General features: G+C 50.6%; 19 protein-coding genes. 1 reads left to right on the forward strand and 18 read right to left on the reverse strand.

Translation table 11 applies throughout. The features are described 5' to 3' along the window. Positions 1-23 precede the first annotated feature (23 nt). The 18 genes from HFP08_RS19340 to sucC all read right to left on the reverse strand — a co-directional run bounded on the left by HFP08_RS19340 (position 24) and on the right by sucC (position 19,526). On the reverse strand, positions 24-1,430 hold the full coding sequence (locus tag HFP08_RS19340) for a flagellar hook-length control protein FliK (protein ID WP_168122250.1): 1,407 nt from the start codon (positions 1,428-1,430) through the stop codon (positions 24-26). A gap of 40 nt (positions 1,431-1,470) precedes the next feature. After that, positions 1,471-2,376: a magnesium transporter MgtE N-terminal domain-containing protein gene (locus tag HFP08_RS19345; RefSeq protein WP_168122251.1), complete on the reverse strand. Its 906-nt coding sequence runs from the start codon at positions 2,374-2,376 to the stop codon at positions 1,471-1,473. Between the two features lie 34 nt (positions 2,377-2,410). Beyond that, positions 2,411-2,851, reverse strand: a complete 441-nt coding sequence (gene fliJ / locus HFP08_RS19350) for a flagellar export protein FliJ (RefSeq protein WP_240941606.1) — start codon at positions 2,849-2,851, stop codon at positions 2,411-2,413. A gap of 14 nt (positions 2,852-2,865) precedes the next feature. Then, positions 2,866-4,191, reverse strand: a complete 1,326-nt coding sequence (fliI, locus tag HFP08_RS19355; RefSeq protein WP_206109291.1) for a flagellar protein export ATPase FliI — start codon at positions 4,189-4,191, stop codon at positions 2,866-2,868. Then, entirely contained in the window at positions 4,178-5,017 is an 840-nt protein-coding gene (locus HFP08_RS19360; protein WP_168122253.1) for a FliH/SctL family protein, read from the reverse strand. Before HFP08_RS19360 ends, fliI begins: the two co-directional genes overlap by 14 nt. Next, a complete protein-coding gene (gene fliG, locus HFP08_RS19365; protein ID WP_481856588.1) occupies positions 5,010-6,011 on the reverse strand; it encodes a flagellar motor switch protein FliG in 1,002 nt (333 codons plus the stop codon). Before fliG ends, HFP08_RS19360 begins: the two co-directional genes overlap by 8 nt. 24 nt (positions 6,012-6,035) lie before the next feature. Then, positions 6,036-7,610 carry a flagellar basal-body MS-ring/collar protein FliF gene (fliF, locus tag HFP08_RS19370; protein ID WP_168122255.1) on the reverse strand — a complete coding sequence of 525 codons (1,575 nt, stop codon included), beginning with the start codon at positions 7,608-7,610 and terminating at the stop codon, positions 6,036-6,038. A 41-nt stretch (positions 7,611-7,651) separates the two neighbouring features. Continuing rightward, entirely contained in the window at positions 7,652-7,957 is a 306-nt protein-coding gene (gene fliE / locus HFP08_RS19375) for a flagellar hook-basal body complex protein FliE (protein ID WP_168122256.1), read from the reverse strand. Between the two features lie 32 nt (positions 7,958-7,989). Further along, a complete protein-coding gene (gene flgC, locus HFP08_RS19380; RefSeq protein ID WP_168122257.1) occupies positions 7,990-8,439 on the reverse strand; it encodes a flagellar basal body rod protein FlgC in 450 nt (149 codons plus the stop codon). 3 nt (positions 8,440-8,442) lie between these two features. Next, positions 8,443-8,859: a flagellar basal body rod protein FlgB gene (gene flgB, locus HFP08_RS19385; protein ID WP_168122258.1), complete on the reverse strand. Its 417-nt coding sequence runs from the start codon at positions 8,857-8,859 to the stop codon at positions 8,443-8,445. A 218-nt stretch (positions 8,860-9,077) separates the two neighbouring features. Next, positions 9,078-9,848: a GTP-sensing pleiotropic transcriptional regulator CodY gene (gene codY, locus HFP08_RS19390; RefSeq protein WP_168122259.1), complete on the reverse strand. Its 771-nt coding sequence runs from the start codon at positions 9,846-9,848 to the stop codon at positions 9,078-9,080. A gap of 30 nt (positions 9,849-9,878) precedes the next feature. Beyond that, positions 9,879-11,279, reverse strand: coding sequence for an ATP-dependent protease ATPase subunit HslU (gene hslU / locus HFP08_RS19395; protein WP_168122260.1), 1,401 nt, complete (start codon positions 11,277-11,279; stop codon positions 9,879-9,881). Between the two features lie 29 nt (positions 11,280-11,308). Then, positions 11,309-11,854, reverse strand: a complete 546-nt coding sequence (hslV, locus tag HFP08_RS19400; protein WP_168122261.1) for an ATP-dependent protease subunit HslV — start codon at positions 11,852-11,854, stop codon at positions 11,309-11,311. Between the two features lie 16 nt (positions 11,855-11,870). Beyond that, entirely contained in the window at positions 11,871-13,199 is a 1,329-nt protein-coding gene (trmFO, locus tag HFP08_RS19405) for an FADH(2)-oxidizing methylenetetrahydrofolate--tRNA-(uracil(54)-C(5))-methyltransferase TrmFO (protein WP_168122262.1), read from the reverse strand. 714 nt (positions 13,200-13,913) lie between these two features. Beyond that, positions 13,914-16,013: a type I DNA topoisomerase gene (gene topA / locus HFP08_RS19410; RefSeq protein ID WP_168122263.1), complete on the reverse strand. Its 2,100-nt coding sequence runs from the start codon at positions 16,011-16,013 to the stop codon at positions 13,914-13,916. Between the two features lie 28 nt (positions 16,014-16,041). Then, on the reverse strand, positions 16,042-17,175 hold the full coding sequence (gene dprA, locus HFP08_RS19415) for a DNA-processing protein DprA (RefSeq protein ID WP_168122317.1): 1,134 nt from the start codon (positions 17,173-17,175) through the stop codon (positions 16,042-16,044). Positions 17,176-17,372: 197 nt separating this feature from the next. Then, positions 17,373-18,305, reverse strand: a complete 933-nt coding sequence (sucD, locus tag HFP08_RS19420; protein ID WP_168122264.1) for a succinate--CoA ligase subunit alpha — start codon at positions 18,303-18,305, stop codon at positions 17,373-17,375. Between the two features lie 60 nt (positions 18,306-18,365). After that, positions 18,366-19,526, reverse strand: coding sequence for an ADP-forming succinate--CoA ligase subunit beta (gene sucC, locus HFP08_RS19425; RefSeq protein WP_168122265.1), 1,161 nt, complete (start codon positions 19,524-19,526; stop codon positions 18,366-18,368). 316 nt (positions 19,527-19,842) lie between these two features. Here sucC and HFP08_RS19430 point away from each other — a divergent pair, with 316 nt between their 5' ends. Beyond that, positions 19,843-21,408, forward strand: a complete 1,566-nt coding sequence (locus HFP08_RS19430; protein ID WP_168122266.1) for a YifB family Mg chelatase-like AAA ATPase — start codon at positions 19,843-19,845, stop codon at positions 21,406-21,408. Positions 21,409-21,463: the final 55 nt, after the last annotated feature.

Below are 21,463 nucleotides of genomic sequence, written 5' to 3' on the forward strand. Positions count from 1 at the left end.
CGATTCATGATGGGAATCAAATCCTAAGCAGTTTCGTTAATCGCTCTGCCATAGCCCAATCCTTGAATAGCCGCTTGTTCGTCAAGCTCTGCCTCGAAGGATTCAGTAGCGTTCTGAGCTCCGGCAGAGCCTTGCTGTCCTCTCGAGAATGACTGGCCGTTGTTCTGTTGATTGAACGACTGACCGCCAAGTTGCAGCGTCGGCTGTGTCTGGGTCACTTGCAGCTTGTCTACATGCAGTCCTTGCGCCTGAAGCGAGGCTCTAAGCTGAGCCATCTGATTATCCAGCATATCCTTGGCCGCAGCCGTATCCGTGTGGAATACCGCAGTCAATATGCCGTTCTGCATCGAAAGTCTAACATCCACTTGTCCCAAATGCTCGGGCATCAGCATAAGCTTGGCTTCGGAATTGCCGTTCAAAGTCTGAATTTGAAGCTTCTGAACGAGCAGTCCGTTCATCGTATCCGCAAAATCATCCGCGAGTACATAGGCGGTTGGCGCTGACTGATTGTTGATGAGCGGCGTCAAATCCCTTAAGTTGTTCGCATTGCTGGACTGCAGAAGACCGATTGGAAGAATGTCTGACACATCCGAAGCCATCATTGCAGGCGTTTGTTGACCCGCAAGCCCGTCCGCATCCGTCGTCTGAACCTCTTGAGCGCTCGCCCCTTGCAAAGCCGTATTCATCGCCAACTGCGTTAATCGCTGCAGCTGTTTAATTGCATCCTTCTCCTCGTTAGAAGATACGGCAGTCAACCATTCCGGCGCAGAAAATTTTGATTCTTGGGGCTGCTTCTCAGAATCCTTCGTCAATCCGGCAAGAGCAGTCGCGATCAATTTGACTTCCTGCCCTGCAAGCAATAGCAAAGCTTGTCCTGATGATGATTGAAGTCCGGTTTGCGCAAGTGCGGCTTGAAGCTGCAGAAGACCGTCTTGAAGATTGCTTTTCAACTGCGCCGCGCTTATCTGCGACTGCATTGCAGCAGCTCCTTGGGAGCCTTCCTCTCCTGACGCAATTGGCTTGGCAACAGTCGCAATCGGAACTCCCATCATAGCCAGCAAGGCGTTTAGTTGATCGTTCAAGTCAATCAAATCTTCCTTGTCCAGGTCATCCGAATCCCCGGCATTCTGGTCATCGTCGCCTGAGAGCTTGTCAATCAACTCATCAATCATCTTCATCAAACTTCCTAGATCAATTGCCATATCGTCATTTTCAGCGGAAGCTGCAGTATCGTCTCCCCCGATGAGCGCTGCCACATTCGCGAACAACTTCCCCTCCGGCTTTGAATCCGTCTTGCTGCTTCCAATTTGCTGAACGAGAACCTTTTGAAATCCTCCGGCCGCGTTTAAAGCATTCGATTTTGCAAGAGCTGACCCAGAGGATGAAGAGCTCGCTTGAGCCGCTGACAGTTTTGGCATTGTCATATCCATTTTTTCACCTCCCTTCCTAATTGGACTTGCAAATCTTTCGTTAACTGCCTTCCATTAATTTGGCCATTATCGATGCCGTTGCATTCTGGTCGATATTCGACATCTCCGACAGCAGCCCGGAACGTGTCGCGTTATTTACGGAATTCAAAATTCTCAGCACTTTCGTTGAAGAGATGCCTGTCATCTTCAAGAGCAGCTGCGCGGCGCTTTTCGCATCCATGGCGGCAAAGGTCGCGCTTAGCTGACTGTCGTCCAATGTGGAAGCCTGGGAAGCGGCCGCGTCAGCCTGGGCGGCTATGATTTCATCCTGCAAAGCGGCAATTTGCAAATCCTTGGCGCTTTCGTTGTCCTTCAGCTTCATTGTCGCTTCTGCGGCAATTTTCGGATCCATCTTCTCCATGATCTTTCCGCGATCATCCCCGCGCATGGTCGAGAACAGCAGCACCATTTCGTCCAGCGACATGCTTTGAATGATAGGAGCCGCTTTGCTTGGCGTCATATCCGTGAACATGCCTGCAAGATCATTGATCTTCGCCGCATATTGTTCATCCGTCAGCAACTTTTCCTCGTTTTCCTGCTTCAGCGTTTCATTCTCTTGCTGCAGCTGCTCCACTGTCTGGCCGTTCTGCTCCTTATCCGCCGTTGCTTGCGCCAGCTCATTCTGCGCAGCGGCAAGCTCGGTTTCAAGCTCGTCGATTTTTTCTTTCAGCTTAATCGAGCGAATTTGATCGTCATCCATCGTATTTCCCGCAACCTTCGGCTCAGGAAGCACATCTCGAAGGATCGGAACCTCCTGGCCGAAGCTCAACGCGCGATTTCGGAAATCCATATCGAACAAGGTCAGAAGCACGAATAACAACGCGATGACGAATAATATGGGCACCATCATGAACAGGAATCGCTCTACTCCGCTGTAGCCTTGCTTCTCCATACTTGTGTCCGCCAATTCCTATCACTCCCTCTAGCGGGCATTCATGCCATTACTGTGCTCCCATCTTGAATCTGACGGTAGCCATTTCATCCAGTTCGTTTTGTTCCTTGATGCTCATTTCTTGTCGGTAGGTGTGGAAGGCGTTATCCTTCGCTTTCAACCATACCTTCTCATCCTTCATCTTGTCAGAGAGCCGAGATCTGCTCTGCTCAACCGCATGCTGGGCATGCTCCACCTGAAGGAGCTTCTTCTCAATACAAGCCTGCACATGGTCCAAGTACTCCCTAATGATCACAATTTCGGAAAGCGGCACGCCTTCCGCAGATGCGCTTTGGAGCTTGGCTTCCCAATCCGCTTTGGCTTGCTGGAGCTCATTTAGCGACGCTTCCTGTGCGGACAACAGGCTAAGCGCATTGGATAACAGCCATTCCGCCTGTGTTTTCTGACTCTTCTTCAAATCCACGACCTTCTGGAACGAGTACTGGAACATGGCCACTTGCCGGATCAACTCCTGTAAAATTGTTGGATTAGCTTATCCTGAGCTTGCTTCAGCGTGACCTTCTCCGATGTTTTCTGCTTCACGAAAGCCAGTATCTCGTCCATCGATGAAATAGCCAAATCAATTTCTTTGTTCGATCCTTGCTGATACGCCCCAATATTGATCAGATCTTCCGAATCTTTATAAATAGATAGCAGCCTTTTCATTTCGTTAGCGGCATCCTGCTGCTCGTCCGTCACGATTTCTTTCATAACGCGGCTGACAGATGCAAGAACATCAATCGCGGGAAATTGACCCTTGTTGGCCAAATGCCTGCTGAGCACAATATGACCGTCCAATATGCCGCGCACCGCGTCGGCTATCGGCTCATTCATATCGTCACCGTCAACCAGAACGGTATAGAAGGCGGTTATAGAGCCGGCCGGACCTGTTCCCGCCCTCTCCAGAAGCTTAGGCAGAGCTGCGAAAACAGAAGGCGTGTAACCTCTTGTTGCCGGAGGTTCTCCGATTGCAAGCCCGACTTCGCGAAGCGCCATCGCATATCTGGTGACACTGTCCATCATCAGCATGACGTTCAGACCGCGATCACGGAAATATTCAGCGATAGTCGTTGCGATAAGGGCTCCTTTCATCCTAATTAAAGCAGGCTGATCGGATGTCGCGACGATGACCACAGACCGTGCAAGTCCCTCGGGACCGAGATCCTTCTCGATAAACTCGAGGACCTCCCGACCTCGTTCTCCGATAAGCGCGATGACATTCACGTCTGCGGAGGTGTTGCGGGCGACCATGCCGAGCAGTGTGCTCTTGCCGACGCCAGAGCCGGCGAATATACCGACGCGTTGTCCCTGGCCGACAGTCAGCAAGCCGTCGATGGCTTTCACGCCAACGCTTAACGTCTCTGTGACTCTCGGTCGGTCAAGCGGATTGCTTGGGCTGTTATGCGTAGAATAATGCTGCATTCTAGCCGGAAGCTTTGATCCGTCCAGCGGATTGCCTAGACCGTCGAGCACCTTGCCAAGCAGCTCAGAGCCGACCTGAACCGTTAATGGCTTGCCCGATCCAACAACATCGCAGCCCGGGCTAATCGCATGCAGATCGCCAAGCGGCATAAGCAATACCTTGTTGTCGCGAAAACCGACAACCTCCGCTTTCAACGGCTGAGCGCTCTTTGAAGGATAGATATAGCAGAGATCGCCGATGCTGGCATCTGGCCCTTCGGACTCGACTGTGAGACCGATGACTTGTGTCACCTTGCCGTTGATTCGAACCGGATCCAGCGGTCTGAGATGCTCAAGATACTTCTGCACGTCAAGCTTATTCAGGCTCATGGGAGTGAACTCTCTCCTCGCCGATATGATGTGAGAGCTGGAGCAGCTCTTGCTTGATCTCCGAAAGCTGGGTATCGATTCGCGCATCAATGCTGCCGAATGAGGAGCGTATTACGCAGCCCATATCCTTCACAGTGGAATCCGGCAATATTTGGAGCTCGGCTTGGGAATCGATTGCAGTGTTCAACTCTTCCCGCGAAGCTTGCAAGAATGATAGCTGAGTCGGCGCCACGCATAATGTGATCACGCCCTGCTCTCGTCGTCTCGATAAGCTTTGCCGGATGAGCTGAATCGCTGTTTCAGGCGATTGCGTTAATTGCTGACCAATAATTTTCTCGGCGATTGCACAGCTCAGCTCAACCAGGAACGGCTCTGCTTCCTGGATGATTTGCTCTCGCATCACATAGGCTTGCTTAAGTGTACTCGAGGCAAGATCCAGCTTGCTCTGCCATTCGGATTGAAGCTGCTGACGGGATTCCTCGCTGCCTTGCGTAAAGCCGGCTTGGTAGCCTTCATGCCTGGCTTGCTCCGCTGCAGCTGCGTCAGCTTCCCGCTGTTCCTGCCACCAGTCCTCAATTTGTTGCTTGGCATCCGCAAGGAGCTGCTCGCTTTTCGTTCTTGCATCTTGAAGCTGCTCGCCGGCAACGGTTTGAGCGTCTTGAATAATTTGATCGCGAAGCGAAATCGTCTCTTCATCCGGTTGCTCTGGTGCGGCAGCAGTGGTTTGTTCTTCCTGGCTTTCGACCGTTTTGTGCGCATTCGCCGACTGCAATTGCTTTAATTGCTCAATCGTAATGACGCTCGCAGATTTGATTAGTCTAGACAATGATATCGTCTCCTCCGCCGCGGGCGATAATAATCTCACCCGATTCTTCTAGCCTGCGAATGGTAGCGACAATTCTCGTTTGGGCTTCTTCGACATCGCGCAATCGAACGGGACCCATAAATTCCATTTCTTCTTTGAAGGTTTCCGCCATCCTTTTGGACATATTGCGGAAGATCGCTTCCCGCACTTCCTCACTGGCAACCTTGAGTGCAAGCTGCAGGTCCGCGTTTTCGATGTCGCGGATAATCCGTTGAATGGAACGATTGTCGATGTTGACAATATCTTCGAATACGAACATTCTTTTTTTGATTTCTTCGGCAAGCTCGGGATCTTGAATTTCCAGCGAATCCAGTATCGTTCGTTCTGTACCCCGATCGACGCCGTTCAAGATTTGAACAATTGAATCGATGCCGCCGGCATTCGTGTAATCCTGAGTGACCGTCGCCGACAGCTTCTGCTCGAGGACGCGTTCAACCTGGGCTATCACCTCAGGAGAAGTGCTGTCCATTAGCGCTACTCTCCTGGCAACATCCGCCTGCTTATCCTGAGGCAACGAAGACAGAATTTGCGAAGCCTGCTCGGACTGCAGATACGAGAGCACGAGAGCAATCGTCTGCGAATTCTCGTTTTGAATAAAATTGAGAATTTGAGCCGGTTCCGCTTTTCTGGCAAAGTCGAAAGGACGAACCTGCAAGGTTGCGGTCAAGCGATTAATGACTTCAAGCGCCTTGGACTCCCCCAGCGCCTTCTCAAGAATTTCCCTAGCGTAAGTAATGCCGCCTTGCGAAATATATTCTTGCGCGATGCAAATCTGATGAAATTCGCTAAGAATCGTTTCGCGATCCAGGCTGTCTACCTTGCGCACATTCGCGATTTCCAGTGTGAGCTGCTCGATCTCGTCATCATGCAGATGCTTGAAGATTTGAGCGGACACCTCGGGTCCTAATGTAATAAGCAATATTGCAGCTTTTTGACGTCCGGTTAAACCTTGCATGGCTTTGGACAAGTGCGAGCCCCCCTATTCATCTACAAGCCATGTGCGAAGCAGATTGACGAATTCATCCGGCTTCTTCTTGGCAAGTGTTTCAAGATTTTTGCGGGCTTGACTGTCATTGCTGACACTTTCCAAATCAAGTGTAGGATATTCGATCTTGGACGGCTGCTCCGGAACAAGTTCTTCCGTCTCTTGATTCTTTCTTCTTCTGGCAATGACGGCAATAAGTCCGCCGATTAGAGCTAACGCGGCAACTCCCAACCCAATCGCTAGCGGAGTGGAGATGCCTTTGGAAGTCGCTGTCGAAGAACTATTCGTAAAGTTGCTTGCAAGGATTGAAACCTTTTTGCTGATTTCAGCGTCATTAGTTACATCCTGTCCGGAATTCGCGAGCTGCGACCGAACGAGAGTCGTCAGGAAATTCATAATGCCATCACGGTTCGTCTCATCCGCCAATTGCGCGGAATCAATGCCTACAGAGATGGAGAGATCCTTCACCACGAATGGACCCGATTCGATATTATTCGTAACGCGGCTCACTTCGTAATTAATAATTTCCGAACTCGATTCGGAGGAGCCGCCGTTTGATGCTGTCGCGTCATAGCCTGGCACATCCGTTTCTCCGGTGCCTGCCACGCCGCCCGCTTGCCCGGTTGAACCGGTAGACGATTGATTTTCGGTCTGTTCGCTAATTTTGATGCCGTTATTATCGTTATTCTCTAGCGGCAGCACCAAATCTTCCTTGCTTATCTTCTTGTCGAAATTCATCGAGCTCGAGATGCTGACAACCAGATTATCCGCTCCGACCATCGGGCCCAGAAATTGTTGAATGTTTTTTTTCAACTCTGATTCGTACTTTTGTTGAATTTGAAATTGAAGCTCCGCCACATCCGCGTTTCCAGTCGTAAGACCTCCGGCTTCGGACGAAGTCAACTCGCCAAGCTGCGTCGAGGAGATTGTAATATCTTGAATCGCCAGATCGGAAACAGTCGAGCTTACCAAATTATAGTAACCATCTATTTCTTTCTGGGCAGGACGATAGCCCGGTTTGAAATTGATCACGATGGCGGCAGAAGCCTTCTGCTCGTTGTCCGGCGACAGAAACACACTTTCTTCCGGCCTGTTGATCAATACCTTGGAGCTTTCAACGCCTTTCAAGCCGTTCAGCAGCTTCTGAACCTCGCCATTCAAGGCATTCTGATAGATAACATTGAATTCATTCTGTGTTTCACCTAACTTAGAGCTATTCTTGCTGAATATATCAAACCCGATCGAGCCGTTCTGCACAAGACCTTGCGAACCCACAGCAATCTTTACCTTCGATGCGCTTGCGCTTGGCACGGATATGCTGGTTCCGCCATTTTCCAATTTATACGGAATACCATTTCCGTCCAAATAGGTTATAACAGCCTCCGCATCGGTTGCATCTAGATTCTGAAACGCGAGCTCATACTCCGTTTTTGAGAAAACGATCGTTAATAAGATAATCGCTAACAGCAATCCGCTAATCGATGCCCCCAACCATATTTTTTGTTTTTTGCCCATCTGGCCCCATCGCAACATGAGCCGCTGTCGATATTGGGCGATTCTCTCGTTCACATTGTCACCTCACCCAATTACTTTGCCTGTTAGGTCGCTCATCAGATCTGCATACGCATAATTTCTTGATAGGCATCTATTATTTTGTTTCTTACCTCCGTAGTAAGCTGCAGAGTCAGCTCCGCTTGCTGCGAGGCAATCATAACTTTCGTCACATCCACATTGCCGACCAAGTATTGATCGTTCAGCTTGCTGACGGCCTGCTCTTGCGTGTTCACGCTGTTGATCGCATTCTGCAAATATTGGCCGAAGCTTTGTGTCAGCTCAGCAGGAGTCGATTGCTCAAGCGGCTTCGCTTGAACGGCCTTTACTGGAGACACGGCCCCTAGCTGCATAACCTGAATCATCCCTGTTCCACCTTTCATTCCGATGTCGATTTCTATTTGCCAATCTCAAGCGCTTTGACGAACATGGCCTTCGTTGCGTTGATTGCTGTCACGTTCGCTTCATAAGAACGCGAGGCGGAGATCATATCGACCATTTCTTTGGACACATCAACATTAGGCATATGTACATATCCAGCCTCATCCGCATCCGGATGACTAGGATTATAGACCAGCTTGCTAGGTGTTTGGTCCTCCTGTATACTTGCTACTCTTACGCCCCCAGCCGCATCATTTCCTCCCATCTGCTTAGCGAGAACATTCGAGAACGATTGCTGCAGCGGCTCGAGAACGACCAACTTCCTCTTATAGGGCTCGAATTTGCCGTTAACATAGCTTCCTCTCGTTGTTTCCGCATTCGCTATATTCGAAGAAATCACATCCATTCGAAGTCGCTGCGCGGTTAACGCAGATGCACTTATATCGAATCCCGTCGATAACTTCATCTATTATGACCTCCCTGATATCGCCGTTTTCATCATTGTGATGTCATGATTGATTTGTCCGATGTACAAGTTATAGCTTAATTGATTTTTGGCAAGCAAAGACATTTCCCTGTCCATGTCGACATTATTCTTGTTGTTATTCATCGATGTCGATTCATCCGTTACAACCTTGGCGTTCGGAAGCAAGCTTGCATCTGAGCCGATTGTAATATGTCTGTTGTTCGTTTTGCGTCCAGCCAGTTGGCTTTTGCCCGAAGGACCCATCGATTGCTCCAGCAACTCCTCGAACAACACTTCCGATCGTTTGAAATTCGGGGTTTCCGCGTTTGCGATATTATTCGATAGAACCCTTTGCCTGAATTCCGCAGCCTGAACGGCAGCTTCCATTCGATTAAATGATGCGCCATTCAACAAACCCATACGTTTTCACCACTTTCCTATTTCTGTATCCTAACTAACGTATTCAACAGAATGTCGCCCAATCCTTCTTTCTTCGACAATAAATTATTAAAAAAATGAGTAAGTTGTGTCGATTTGTGACACCTTCATAATGATCTATAATCACCTAAATTATTACAATAAGAAAAAAGTCCTGTCTTTTGAAAAGACGGGACTTTTTTAGTCGTTAATGCCTAGGACTATGATTTTATTTTTTCCAACTCCTGCAAAAGCTGTGGATTAAGGATTCGGATATAGGTCCCCTTCATCCCAAGCGATCTTGTCTCAATAACGCCGGCACTCTCCAGCTTCCGCAACGCATTTACAATAACCGATCTCGTAATGCCAACGCGATCCGCAATCTTGGAAGCAACCAGTAGCCCTTCCTTGCCGTTCAATTCTTCGAAAATATGCTCGACGGCTTCAAGCTCGCTGAAGGACAAGGAGCCGATCGCAACAGAAACGACCGCACGGCTCCGTACTTCTTGTTCGATTTCATCAGCCCGCTCCCTCAGAATCTCCATTCCGACGATTGTTGAGCCGTATTCGGCAAGAATAAGATCCTCATCATCGAATCCACCCGCCTGCCTTGTCAGCAATAACGTGCCAAGACGGTCTCCTCCTCCGATAATCGGAACGACGGTCATAATTTCCTGCTCTCCCAATCTTGGGAAGGCTTCCATAATGCCCGAATCAGGCTTTACATTCGTCATCGATTCCTGCGTTTCCATAAATCGAAGATTGGTGTCTACAGAGAATCGAAGCTCGTCCGCCGACAATGATCGGATAAAGTCATGATCATAGATGTCGATAGCGGCGCAGCCAAGTATCTTCCCCCTCCGGCTGATTACGAACACATTGCTCTGTATCGTAGAGCAAAGCACCTCCGCCATTTCTCTGAAGCTCAGTGCTTTCCCGGCTGCGCGCTGCAGCAGCCGGTTCAGCGTTCTTGTCTTATTCAATAAACTCATTTCTTATTTGCCTCCCAAAGCTTTTCAACACTACAGTATATATTGACTCAAATCGCGATCTTTCGCAACACTTCCCAGCTTTTCCCTCACATATTCCGGAGTAATCGTCATCCTCTCCATATTCAACTCCGGAGCTTCGAACGACAAATCCTCAAGCAAGCGCTCAAGAATCGTATGCAATCTGCGCGCGCCGATATTCTCCATATTGCGATTAACGTCTGCGGCAATAGAGGCAAGCTCCCGAATCGCTTCCTCCGAGAAGTCAATCTCAATGCCCTCTGTCTGCAGCAATGCCGTATACTGCTTGGTCAGAGCATTCTTCGGCTCCGTCAGAATGCTGATGAAATCATCCAGGCTTAAGGAAGTCAGCTCAACTCTGATCGGGAAGCGCCCCTGCAGCTCCGGAATGAGATCTGAAGGCTTTGCGATATGGAAAGCGCCTGCGGCAACGAATAACACATAATCCGTTTTGACCGGACCGTATTTGGTCATCACCGTGGAACCTTCTACGATAGGAAGAATATCCCGCTGTACGCCCTCACGGGATACATCAGGTCCCGAGCCGCGCGACGGGCTCGCTATTTTGTCGATCTCATCGATGAAGATAATCCCGCTTTGCTCCGCTCTCACAATCGATTCGGTTATTACATCATCCATGTCGATCAGCTTATTCGCTTCTTCCTGAATTAACGCTTTTCTCGCTTCTTTTATAGGCAGTTTGCGCTTTTTCGGCTTCTTCGGCATAAGCTGCGAGAACATTTCCTGCATATTCATACCCATTCCTTCAGGACCTTGGCCGGACAGCATGTCAAGCATGCTTGGCGAGGTATCCTCGACTTCGATCTCGATAACCTCGTTCTCAAGCTTGCCTGCGGCAAGCTCCTCTCTCAGCTTCGAGCGCTTCTGCTCGAGAGTCTCGTCAATTACCTTGTCTGCCTCTTCTTCCTTCTCCTCCTGTCCGCCTCCGAACAGCATTTCGAAAGGATTTTTGGATGCTTTGGCTTTCGTAGCCGATGGAGCAAGGAGCATTACAATCCGTTCATTCGCAAGCTTCTCCGCCTTATCCTTGACCTCCTCGGTTCTCTCGGATTTCACCATGCGTATCGCGGTTTCGACCAAGTCGCGCACCATCGATTCGACGTCCCTGCCCACATAGCCGACTTCCGTGAACTTGGTTGCTTCCAGCTTTACGAAAGGCGCTCCTACCAATTTGGCAAGTCTGCGGGCGATTTCCGTCTTGCCGACGCCCGTCGGCCCGATCATCAGAATGTTCTTAGGCACGATTTCATCCCGCAAAGCTTCATCCAGCTTGCTTCTGCGGTAACGATTGCGCAGCGCCACGGCAACGGATCTCTTCGCATCCTTTTGTCCAACGATATATTTATCCAGTTCAGCCACAATTTGACGCGGTGTCCATGCATCATTCTTCATTGTGATCCACCTCCGGTTTCAAATAATAATCAAACAATTTCTTCCACGATAATATTATGATTCGTAAAGACACAGATTTCCGCGGCGATTTCAAGCGAGGAACGCGCCATATCCTTCGCTTCCATCTCTGGCGCATGACGCTTCAGCGCCCTGGCCGCCGACAAGGCGAAGGTGCCTCCCGAACCAATGGCAAGAATATCATCATCCGCTTCGATAATTTCTCCATTGCCGGAAATGAGCAGCAAACCGGACTTATCCATTACGAGCATCATCGCCTCCAGCTTGCGGAGTATGCGATCCGATCGCCAATCCTTGGCGAGCTCCACCGCAGCCCGCTGCAGATTGCCGTGATGCTCTTCCAGCTTTGCTTCGAATTTCTCGAACAACGTTATCGCATCGGCTACCGATCCCGCAAATCCGGCAACCACTTGACCGCGATACAATCTTCTGACCTTTTTCGCGTGATGCTTCATTACCATGCTATTGCCGAAGGTAACCTGGCCGTCGCCGGCAATAGCGCCCTTGCCATTGTGGCGAACAGCGCAGATCGTCGTTGCGTGAAATTGCATTTCCATGGAATTCCCTCCTACATTATGAATATATGTTGATCAGAACCTCTTTTTTGAATTGCTCGATGCCATTAAGCGCTCGATTTGCAATCGCTTCGTTTTTTTCTTTTTTGTTGCGTATTCTATTCTCAAGCGGCGGAAATAGACCAAAATTCGCGTTCATCGGTTGAAAATGCTTGAAATCGGCGGTAGTAATATATTTCGCCATGCTGCCCAGCGCCGTATGCTCGGGAAGCGTTACCGTCTCTTCCCCTTTTGCGAGACGCGCCGCGTTGATTCCGGCGATTAAGCCCGATGCCGCAGATTCGACATACCCTTCAACGCCGGTCATCTGACCGGCAAAGAACAAGGTATCCCTATTCTTCGTTTGATAGGTGGCCTCCAGCAATCTTGGCGAGTTGATGAAGGTGTTGCGATGCATCACGCCGTAGCGTACAAATTCCGCATTTTCAAGACCCGGAATCAACGAGAAAACCCGCTTCTGCTCTCCCCACTTCAAATGCGTCTGGAAGCCGACCATGTTGTACAAGGTGCCTGCAGCATTGTCCTGGCGAAGCTGAATGACCGCATGCGGCAGCTTGCCGGTATGCGGATTAACGAGACCAACGGGCTTCATTGGACCGAACAACGCCGTCTGCTTGCCGCGGCTCATCATGACTTCGATCGGCATGCAGCCTTCGAAATAGATTTCCTTCTCGAATTCCTTGAGCTCCGCCGTCTCCGCGTGAACAAGCGCGTCGTAGAATAACTCAAACTCTTCTTCGGTCATCGGACAGTTGAGATAGGCAGCCTCCCCTTTGTCGTACCGGGAAGCAAGATACACCTTGCTCATGTCGATAGATTCCTTCTCGATAATCGGCGCAGCCGCATCATAGAAGTAAAAGTATTCTTCGCCGAGAAGCTCCTGAATCTGCTTCGACAAAGATGGCGCCGTCAAGGGCCCTGTCGCAATCACGACAATGCCGTCCTTAGGAATTTCGGTTACTTCCTCATTGCGGACATCAATCAACGGATGCTCTTTCAGCCGGCTTGTAACCTCACCGGAGAAGCCGTCGCGATCTACTGCCAGCGCCCCTCCGGCAGGGACCGCGTGACGGTCTGCGCTGCTCAGAATAAGCGAATCAAGCCGCCGCATTTCCTCCTTCAAGACGCCAACGGCGTTAGCCAGACCGTTAGCTCTCAGACTATTGCTGCAAACCAGCTCCGCGAATTGATTCGTGTGATGCGCCGGCGTCTGTTTGACCGGCCTCATTTCATATAGAGTAACGGGCACGCCTTGTGAAGCAATTTGCCAAGCGGCTTCGCTTCCGGCAAGACCTGCTCCGATGACTGTCACTTTTTGCTCGGACAAAGTGGATCATTCCTTTGCTTAAATTTACTTCCTCAACCCTTTAATGAAGGGCTTCAACCCTCCCAACCAGGAGTTCAACCCTCCCAAACCCTCCCTTCAAAGGGAGGGCGGGCTCGAGAAGGCGCAGCGCCCTCTGGACTCCCGCATAGATAACGTATCCATTACACATGCGATTCAGAGTTAAAATCTATGTAGGAGCGCTTGCGTCCCTGCGGGACACGCTGGAAGGCGTGCGTTAGAACGAAACCAAACTTCTCAAAATCCGTGGAATTTCTAAAAATAAAACCCCTTACTCTTTATGGCGTTTTATTTTCAGTACTGGCGGTGGCCGTTTGGTCATGTACGATTCTAACGAATACTCACATCGTTATTTTAGCGAATTCAGCCATTCTTGGAATCTAATAAATAATGATAACGCTATTGCTTTAGTATTATGCATTTTTTAAATCAAAAACGATAAATAAGGTTACCAATCTTCTTTAGATCCAAAAATCATACCGCAGCCAGCTGCTAACGAAACCAGGATTCCTTAGAATTTGAAATCCGCTTCATATGAAGGAATCGCATGCCGATCAAAGGGTTTGGCAACAAGGTTGCTAGCTGATTACTTTGACAAGTTCGGTGGTCTTAGAACAACATCATCCTCCCTGGATAGGGAGGACGTTTGCGCTTAGTTCTTATTTTAGCTGGTTGACGAGCCCTGATGCAAATAGGTTATGCCTGCTCCTCGTTATCATCATCCAGAACCTCTTCCGAATAGTCGCAGGCAACGCACTGGAGCTTCGCTCCGCTGCGATTGCGCTTCTCCACCAGATTCGCGTCGCAATTCGGGCAATGCTTGTTCGTCGGTTTGTCCCAAGACACATAATCGCAGCCCGGATACTGATCACAGCCGTAGAAGATACGTCCCTTCTTGCTGCGCCGCTCGATAATTTTGCCCTCATGGCATTTCGGGCATTCAACGCCGATATCCTTCACGATCGGCTTAGTGTTGCGGCATTCCGGGAAGCCGGAGCATGCCAGAAACTTGCCGAAGCGTCCCATCTTATAAACGAGATGTCGGCCGCATTTCTCGCAAATTTCATCAGACACTTCATCCTGAATTTCAACTTCCTTCATTTCTTCCTCCGCCACCTCAAGGCGCTTCTCGAAGGATTCGTAGAAATCGGCAAGCACCTTCACCCAATTGCCGTCGCCGTCTTCGACATGGTCGAGATTGCCTTCCATATTGGCCGTGAACTCCGCATCCAATATTTCGGGGAAAAATTCCTCCATAAGCTGAATGACGAGCTCTCCGAGCTCGGTCGGCATAAATTTTTTTTCTTCTATCGCAACATAGCCGCGCCGCTGTATCGTTTCGAGCGTTGGCGCATACGTGCTCGGCCGGCCGATACCCAGCTCCTCCAGCGTCTTCACCAGCCTTGCTTCGGTATAGCGCGGAGGCGGCTGAGTGAAATGCTGCTTCGGCTCGATTTCATCCGACTGAATGACATCGCCCGGCGACAGCTGCGGCAGAAATTTATGCTCTTCGACCGTGCCGTCGTCATTGCCTTCCACATAGATCTTCATGAAGCCGGGGAACTTGACTTTGGAACCGGCTGCGCGGAACAGGGTGTCTCCCGCTTTCAAATCCACCGTCATGGTATCCAGTACAGCCGATGACATCTGGCTGGAGGTGAATCTCTCCCAAATCAGCTTGTATAATTTCAATTGATCTCTCGACAAGAACGGCTTCATGACCTCCGGCTCCCGTAGAATGGAGGTCGGCCGAATCGCTTCATGCGCATCTTGAGCATTGCTGTTTTTCTTCAAATAGACGCGCGGCTGCTCCGGCATATACTCCGAACCGTATTTTTCCGTTATGAAAGCTTTCGCTTCTTCTTGGGCTACGGGAGATATACGCGTCGAATCCGTTCTCATGTACGTAATGAGACCAACGGTCCCTTCTTTCCCAAGCTCAACGCCTTCATAAAGCTGCTGGGCGACCGACATCGTCTTAGACGCCCGGAAGCCGATCTTTCTTGCAGCCTCCTGCTGCAGCGAGCTCGTTATGAATGGCGGAGACGGATTCCGCTGACGCTCCTTCTCCTTCACTTCATTCACCGTGAAAGGCTCGCCCTTCATCGCTTGAAGCACTTCATTCACATCGGCTTCCTTGCCAAGCTCCTTTTTCTCGCCGTTCAACGAATAGTATTTGGCCTCGAACGCCGTATTCTTATGCTTGAGCTTCGCGGTAATCGACCAATATTCCTCGGGCACGAATTCGTCAATCTCATTGTCGCGATCGATGATCAGCTTAACGGCGACGGATTGAACCCTGCCCGCTGAGAGGCCTTTCTTCACCTTTTTCCACAGAAGCGGCGATATTTTGTAGCCGACGAGCCGATCCAGAATACGCCGAGCTTGCTGCGCGTTGACCAAATCCATATTGATCTTGCGCGGTGTCTTGAAAGCGTCCTTTACCGCCTGTTTCGTAATCTCATTAAAAACAACCCTGCATGTATCCGTGTCGTCCAGCTCCAAATAATGCGCAAGATGCCAGGCGATAGCTTCCCCTTCGCGATCGGGGTCGGCAGCAAGATAGACATGCTTCACTTTTTTTCTCGCATCCTTCAATTCCTTTAGAATGCTTCCTTTTCCTCGAATGGTTATATATTTGGGGTTGAAATTATTTTCGACCTCAACGCCGATCTGACTTTTAGGCAGATCGCGAATATGACCCATTGACGCTTTCACAATATACTTGCTTCCAAGATATTTACCTATCGTTTTGGCCTTGGCCGGTGATTCCACGATAACTAAAGAGTCTGCCATGCGAGGTGCCTCCTCTCTCTCTAACAAATTACAATGCGATATATATCGAACCAAGCTGTAGCTCGATCCTCCGTTTTATACATAAATTTAGCAGAAGTGCGTTCAAATGTCCAAACGGAATCATGAGCAGCTCATGCATTTCATCCAATGACATCGGCCGATCGCGGAGCAATTCGATGATTGCCGCCTCTTCGCCGCTTAGCTCGGCGACACCTTCGCCGCCGTACTGAACGAGGCCCGCAGCTTGCGCTGAAGCTTCTTCCCTGTAATTTCTTAACCAAGGAAGCTCGTCAAAGATTTGCGATACGGATGTCATCAACCGCGCTTTGCCTTCCTTGATCAGCTCATTCGGGCCTTCGCTCATCGGCGAAGAGATCGGACCCGGCAGCGCGAACAGCTCTCGATCCATCTCGAGCGCATGCTTCGCCGTAATCATCGAGCCGCTCTTCCGAGCGCCTTCAACAACAATAACAGCCTGGCATAATGCCGATATAATCCGGTTTCGCTGATGAAATTGGCCTGGATGCAGCGCCGTGCCAAGCGGTGTCTCCGACAACAACAATCCATTTCCGGCTATCTCCTTGTACAGCGACTCATGCTCCGGGGGATAGCAGCGATTGATCGGCGTGGGCAAAACAGCCACAGTGCTTCCCTTATGCTTCAGAGCCGCGACATGGGCAATATGGTCAATCCCCCTTGCGAGGCCGCTTACAACCGTTATGCCGGCGGCTGACAGCTCTTCAGCCATGCTGGCAGCCGAATGCCTGCCATAGGCTGTCGGCTTTCGCGTTCCTACAATAGATACAGAGGGACGATGAAGCAATTCAAGCCTGCCTTTTGCGTACAATACCCAGGGCGGCTGCGCCGTTTCTTTTAAAATCGCAGGATAAGCTTCGTCATAAGGCGTTAAGGTGACCGCTCCGGACTCCATAATCGCTGGAGAATCAGCCTCCGTCAGAAGCCATGGCTTATCGCGGTACATAGCCTCCGCTTTTTGAGCCTGATTTCTTTTGAGTCCAATACCGAGCAGAGTTTCCTGAGACCAGTCTTCCTTCTTCCACAGCTCATGGGCAACTGCCTTTTGAATCGCGTGCCAGCCGATGCCGGGAATTTCATACAGCGCAATGATCATTTGTCTGCAAGCTTGATTATTTTCAAACATATCCAAACCAGCCCTCTCTTCTTTCGGGGCGGCTTGCATTCTCATCTATTGTGAGGTAAGGAACCCAAGAATGCAAGCCGCCGCCTTAAATTAACGAACCGCAACATAGCCGGAACAATGCGCAAGCAGCAAAAAAGGCAACCCTCGAGCACCCCGTAAGGGATGCAAAAAGGTTGCCTACCTGTTTTATGTCCTATTTATTTGTTCGTCACGCATTTATCAAGCAAGCCCTTTTCCTCAAGCACGCTGACAAGCGTCGAACCCATGTCAGAAGGCGTAGGAGCAACTTTGATGCCGCAAGCCTCGAGCGTAGCGATCTTCTCGGCAGCCGTTCCTTTGCCCCCGGAGATGATGGCGCCTGCATGTCCCATGCGCTTCCCTGGAGGCGCCGTTGCGCCGCCGATAAAGCCTACAACCGGCTTCTTCATGTTTGCTTTGATCCACTCTGCCGCTTCTTCCTCGGCAGTTCCGCCGATTTCGCCAATCATAATAACCGCGTAAGTATCCGGATCATCGTTGAAGCGGCTAAGAATATCGATAAATTCAGAGCCCTTCACAGGGTCGCCGCCGATACCGACTGCGGAGGATTGTCCGATGCCGCGAGTTGTCAGCTGATGAACAGCTTCATATGTCAGTGTTCCGGAACGGGACACGACGCCTACATGACCAACCGTGTGAATATAGCCCGGCATAATGCCGATCTTGCATTCGCCCGGCGTAATAACGCCAGGACAGTTGGGTCCGATAAGAACGGTCTTGCTGCCGTCCATATAACGCTTCACCTTCACCATGTCCAGCACCGGAATGCCTTCTGTGATGCAGATAACGAGATCAAGCTCGGCGTCTACCGCTTCCATGATCGCGTCGGCGGCGAATGCCGGCGGAACATAGATAACCGAAGCGTTCGCGCCTGTAGCGTCAACCGCTTGCTTCACCGTGTTGAATACAGGAAGGGAAACAACCTTCCCGCTCTCTAAAGTAATGTCGACATTCGTGCCGCCCTTGCCGGGCGTTACGCCGCCAACCATTTGCGTACCGTAATCAAGCGCGCCTTTCGCATGAAACAGGCCTGTTGCGCCGGTAATGCCTTGAGTAATAACCTTCGTGTCTTTATTGACTAGAATACTCAACTTAACTCACATCCCCTAAAATGAATTCATTTGCGCTCAAATCTCGCGCTGCAAGCTTGTTTATTTCACGAGAGCGACAATTTTTTGCGCGCCGTCGGACATCGAGTCCGCAGCCACAATGTTCAATCCCGATTCGTTCAACATTTTTTTGCCGAGATCAACGTTCGTGCCTTCAAGACGCACAACGAGAGGACGGTCAAGGCCAAGCTCTTTGGCCGCTGCGATAACGCCGTCTGCGATAATATCGCATTTCATAATGCCGCCGAAAATATTAACGAAGATGCCTTTAACCTTCTCGTCGGACAGAATGATTTTGAAAGCTTCCGTAACTTTCTCTTTCGTAGCGCCGCCCCCAACGTCGAGGAAGTTGGCCGGGTCTCCGCCGTAATATTTAATAATATCCATCGTCGCCATAGCAAGGCCGGCTCCGTTAACCATGCAGCCGATGTTGCCGTCGAGCGCGATGTAGCTCAAATCGTATTTGGATGCTTCGATTTCTTTCGCGTCTTCTTCTTCAAGATCGCGAAGCTCGACGATATCCTTGTGGCGATAGAGTGCGTTGGAATCGAAATTCAGCTTTGCGTCAAGAGCCATAACATTGCCGTCGCCAGTAACGACGAGCGGATTGATCTCGGCAATCGAGCAATCCTTCTCAACGAAGGCCGTGTAGAGCGCGAGCATGAATTTAACCGCTTTGTTCACCAAAGCGCCGGGGATATTAATCGCATAAGCCAGCTTGCGCGCTTGGAACGCTTGCATGCCGACAGCCGGATCGATCACTTCTTTGAAAATTTTCTCAGGAGAATGCTCCGCAACCTCTTCAATCTCGGTGCCGCCTTCTTCTGATGCCATCATCGTTACGCGGCCTGTTCCGCGATCAAGCACAACGCCGACATAATATTCTTTCTTGATGTCGCAGCCTTGCTCGATCAGAAGGCGTTTCACTTCTTTGCCTTCAGGACCTGTTTGATGGGTGACAAGCACCTTGCCCAGAATTTCGCTAGCGTAAGCGCGCACTTCGTCCAGGTTTTTGGCTACTTTAACGCCGCCGGCTTTGCCGCGGCCGCCTGCATGAATTTGCGCTTTCACGACAACAACCGAAGTGCCGAGCTCTTTCGCCGCTTCGACAGCCTCGTCCACCGTGAACGCTACCTTCCCTTCAGGCACGACTACGCCATAATGCTTCAATACCGATTTACCTTGATACTCATGGATATTCATTGTTGAAATCCTCCATTTCACAAACTCAATTCATACATATGTACGAACAAACTTTTATCATTGTAGCACTTTTCCTTGTTCTTCGCCTTATTTTTCATCGAGAAAGAACAGGCTTTTTTGATATGAATATCATCTCAATATGAGATAAAATACATCCGAGAAGTAGTATCACCCATTGCTTGCAATTTAATCATCCTGGGAGGATTGACACTTCGCATGGATCGCGATATAGTGAGAACAATTCAATTAAGAGAAACGGGATCGTAAGGAAGCACCTTCATTCTTGGCTTATTCAAGCTGATGGAGGTGCTTTTTCTTGTTCAGTCTTATTCAGAGCGCCAGCGTATGCGGCGTGGAAGGAAACCATATTTCGGTTGAAGTCGATATTAGCAGCGGACTTCCGCGAATTAATATCGTAGGCTTGCCCGATCCGGCAGTGCGGGAATCCGTCGACAGGGTGCGATCCGCCCTCAAGAACAGCGGCTTCGCCTTTCCCATGGATCGTATTACGGTCAATCTGGCGCCAGCCGATCTTCGCAAGGAAGGAACAGCCTTCGATCTGGCGATTGCCGCCGGTATTTTGACCGCAAGCGGACAGATGAGCGGCGAGCTGTTCGTCGACACACTGCTGATCGGCGAACTCAGCCTGAACGGCGGCTTGCGGCCGGTCAACGGCGTGCTTGCGATGATTGAACAAGCGAAGCAGCGGGGAATCGGAAAAGTGCTGCTCCCGGAAGCCAACAGCGCGGAAGCTGCCTGGATCTCCGGCATAACCTTGTATGCGATCACGCATTTGAAGCAGTTGACGGAATGCGCGGCTGAGTCGTTGTCGCTTGAGCATTTGCAGGTGGATGGCAGAAGTCTGGCTCAGCTTCGCGCATGCACGGACAGCGAACGTCAGCCACCGCAAGAGAAGGAGGATTTCGCGGATATTATCGGCCAGCATCATGCCAAGCGCGCCATGCTCATTGCCGCTGCGGGCAAGCATAACATTCTGCTCAGCGGACCTCCGGGAACCGGGAAGACGATGATGATCCGCAGGCTGCCCGGCATTCTGCCGATGCTGACCGAGGAAGAGGCGCTCGAGGTCACGAAGATCTACAGCGTTGCGGGAAAACTGCCGCGTTCGGCGCAAGGCTTGCTGAAGCAACCGCCATTTCGCGCTCCGCATCACAATATCTCAAACGGCGGACTTATCGGCGGAGGAACGATTCCGAAGCCCGGGGAAATTACGCTCGCTCATCGCGGCGTCCTGTTTCTCGATGAACTGCCCGAATTTCCGCGATCGGTGCTGGAGCTTCTCAGACAACCTCTGGAGGATCGCATGATTACGATAGCCAGGGCGCGGGCGACGATTCATTTTCCTGCAAGCATTATGCTCGCGGCCTCCTTCAATCCTTGTCCTTGCGGCTATTACGGTCATGAGTTCGGAGAGAAGCGATGCGTCTGCAGCTCCTCGATAATCGCCAGATACCGCTCCAAGCTGTCCGGCCCGCTGATCGACCGGATCGATCTTCAGCTTGAAGTGCCCAGACCCTCTTCCTTCGACAGACAGCAGAGCGAGCCGACCGTCACCTCCAGCAAGCTCCGCGACAGCGTTGAAGCAGCCAGAGAACGACAACTGTTTCGCAACCGGAAATTCGGCGTCCATGTCAACAGCGAATTAAGCGGAGCGACACTGCGGAAAGCAACCGCCTTGAAATCCGACGCCCGCAAGCTCCTCGACGATGCGTTCGAGCTGCTGGGCATCAGCATGCGGGCCTTCGATCGCTTGTTAAAGCTGTCCAGAACGATTGCCGATGTGGAAGGCAGCGATTCCGTTGACGCGGAGCATATCGCAGAAGCGATCCAATATCGAAGGCTGGATATGCAGCTGAAGTAACGAATCCTCATCATGCCGAGCCCCCCTCCCCTCCATTCGTCAGTCCGTTCGCCCG

The sequence above is a fragment of the Paenibacillus sp. HB172176 genome (genome assembly GCF_011947265.1).
Taxonomy (GTDB): Bacteria; Bacillota; Bacilli; order Paenibacillales; family Paenibacillaceae; genus Pristimantibacillus.

Coding starts and splice junctions, on each gene's coding strand:
- hslU (WP_168122260.1), bottom strand. CDS start 11,279: ATGAAGAATGATGCATGGACACCGCGTCAAATTGTGGCTGAACTGGAT.
- fliG (WP_481856588.1), bottom strand. CDS start 6,011: ATGCAAGGTTTAACCGGACGTCAAAAAGCTGCAATATTGCTTATTACA.
- fliJ (WP_240941606.1), bottom strand. CDS start 2,851: ATGTTCCAGTACTCGTTCCAGAAGGTCGTGGATTTGAAGAAGAGTCAG.
- fliE (WP_168122256.1), bottom strand. CDS start 7,957: ATGATTCAGGTTATGCAGCTAGGGGCCGTGTCTCCAGTAAAGGCCGTT.
- fliI (WP_206109291.1), bottom strand. CDS start 4,191: ATGAGCCTGAATAAGCTTGACGTGCAGAAGTATCTTGAGCATCTCAGA.
- flgC (WP_168122257.1), bottom strand. CDS start 8,439: ATGAAGTTATCGACGGGATTCGATATAAGTGCATCTGCGTTAACCGCG.
- codY (WP_168122259.1), bottom strand. CDS start 9,848: ATGAGTTTATTGAATAAGACAAGAACGCTGAACCGGCTGCTGCAGCGC.
- hslV (WP_168122261.1), bottom strand. CDS start 11,854: ATGGAAATGCAATTTCACGCAACGACGATCTGCGCTGTTCGCCACAAT.
- topA (WP_168122263.1), bottom strand. CDS start 16,013: ATGGCAGACTCTTTAGTTATCGTGGAATCACCGGCCAAGGCCAAAACG.
- dprA (WP_168122317.1), bottom strand. CDS start 17,175: ATGTTTGAAAATAATCAAGCTTGCAGACAAATGATCATTGCGCTGTAT.
- sucC (WP_168122265.1), bottom strand. CDS start 19,526: ATGAATATCCATGAGTATCAAGGTAAATCGGTATTGAAGCATTATGGC.
- flgB (WP_168122258.1), bottom strand. CDS start 8,859: ATGGGTTTGTTGAATGGCGCATCATTTAATCGAATGGAAGCTGCCGTT.
- HFP08_RS19340 (WP_168122250.1), bottom strand. CDS start 1,430: ATGGATATGACAATGCCAAAACTGTCAGCGGCTCAAGCGAGCTCTTCA.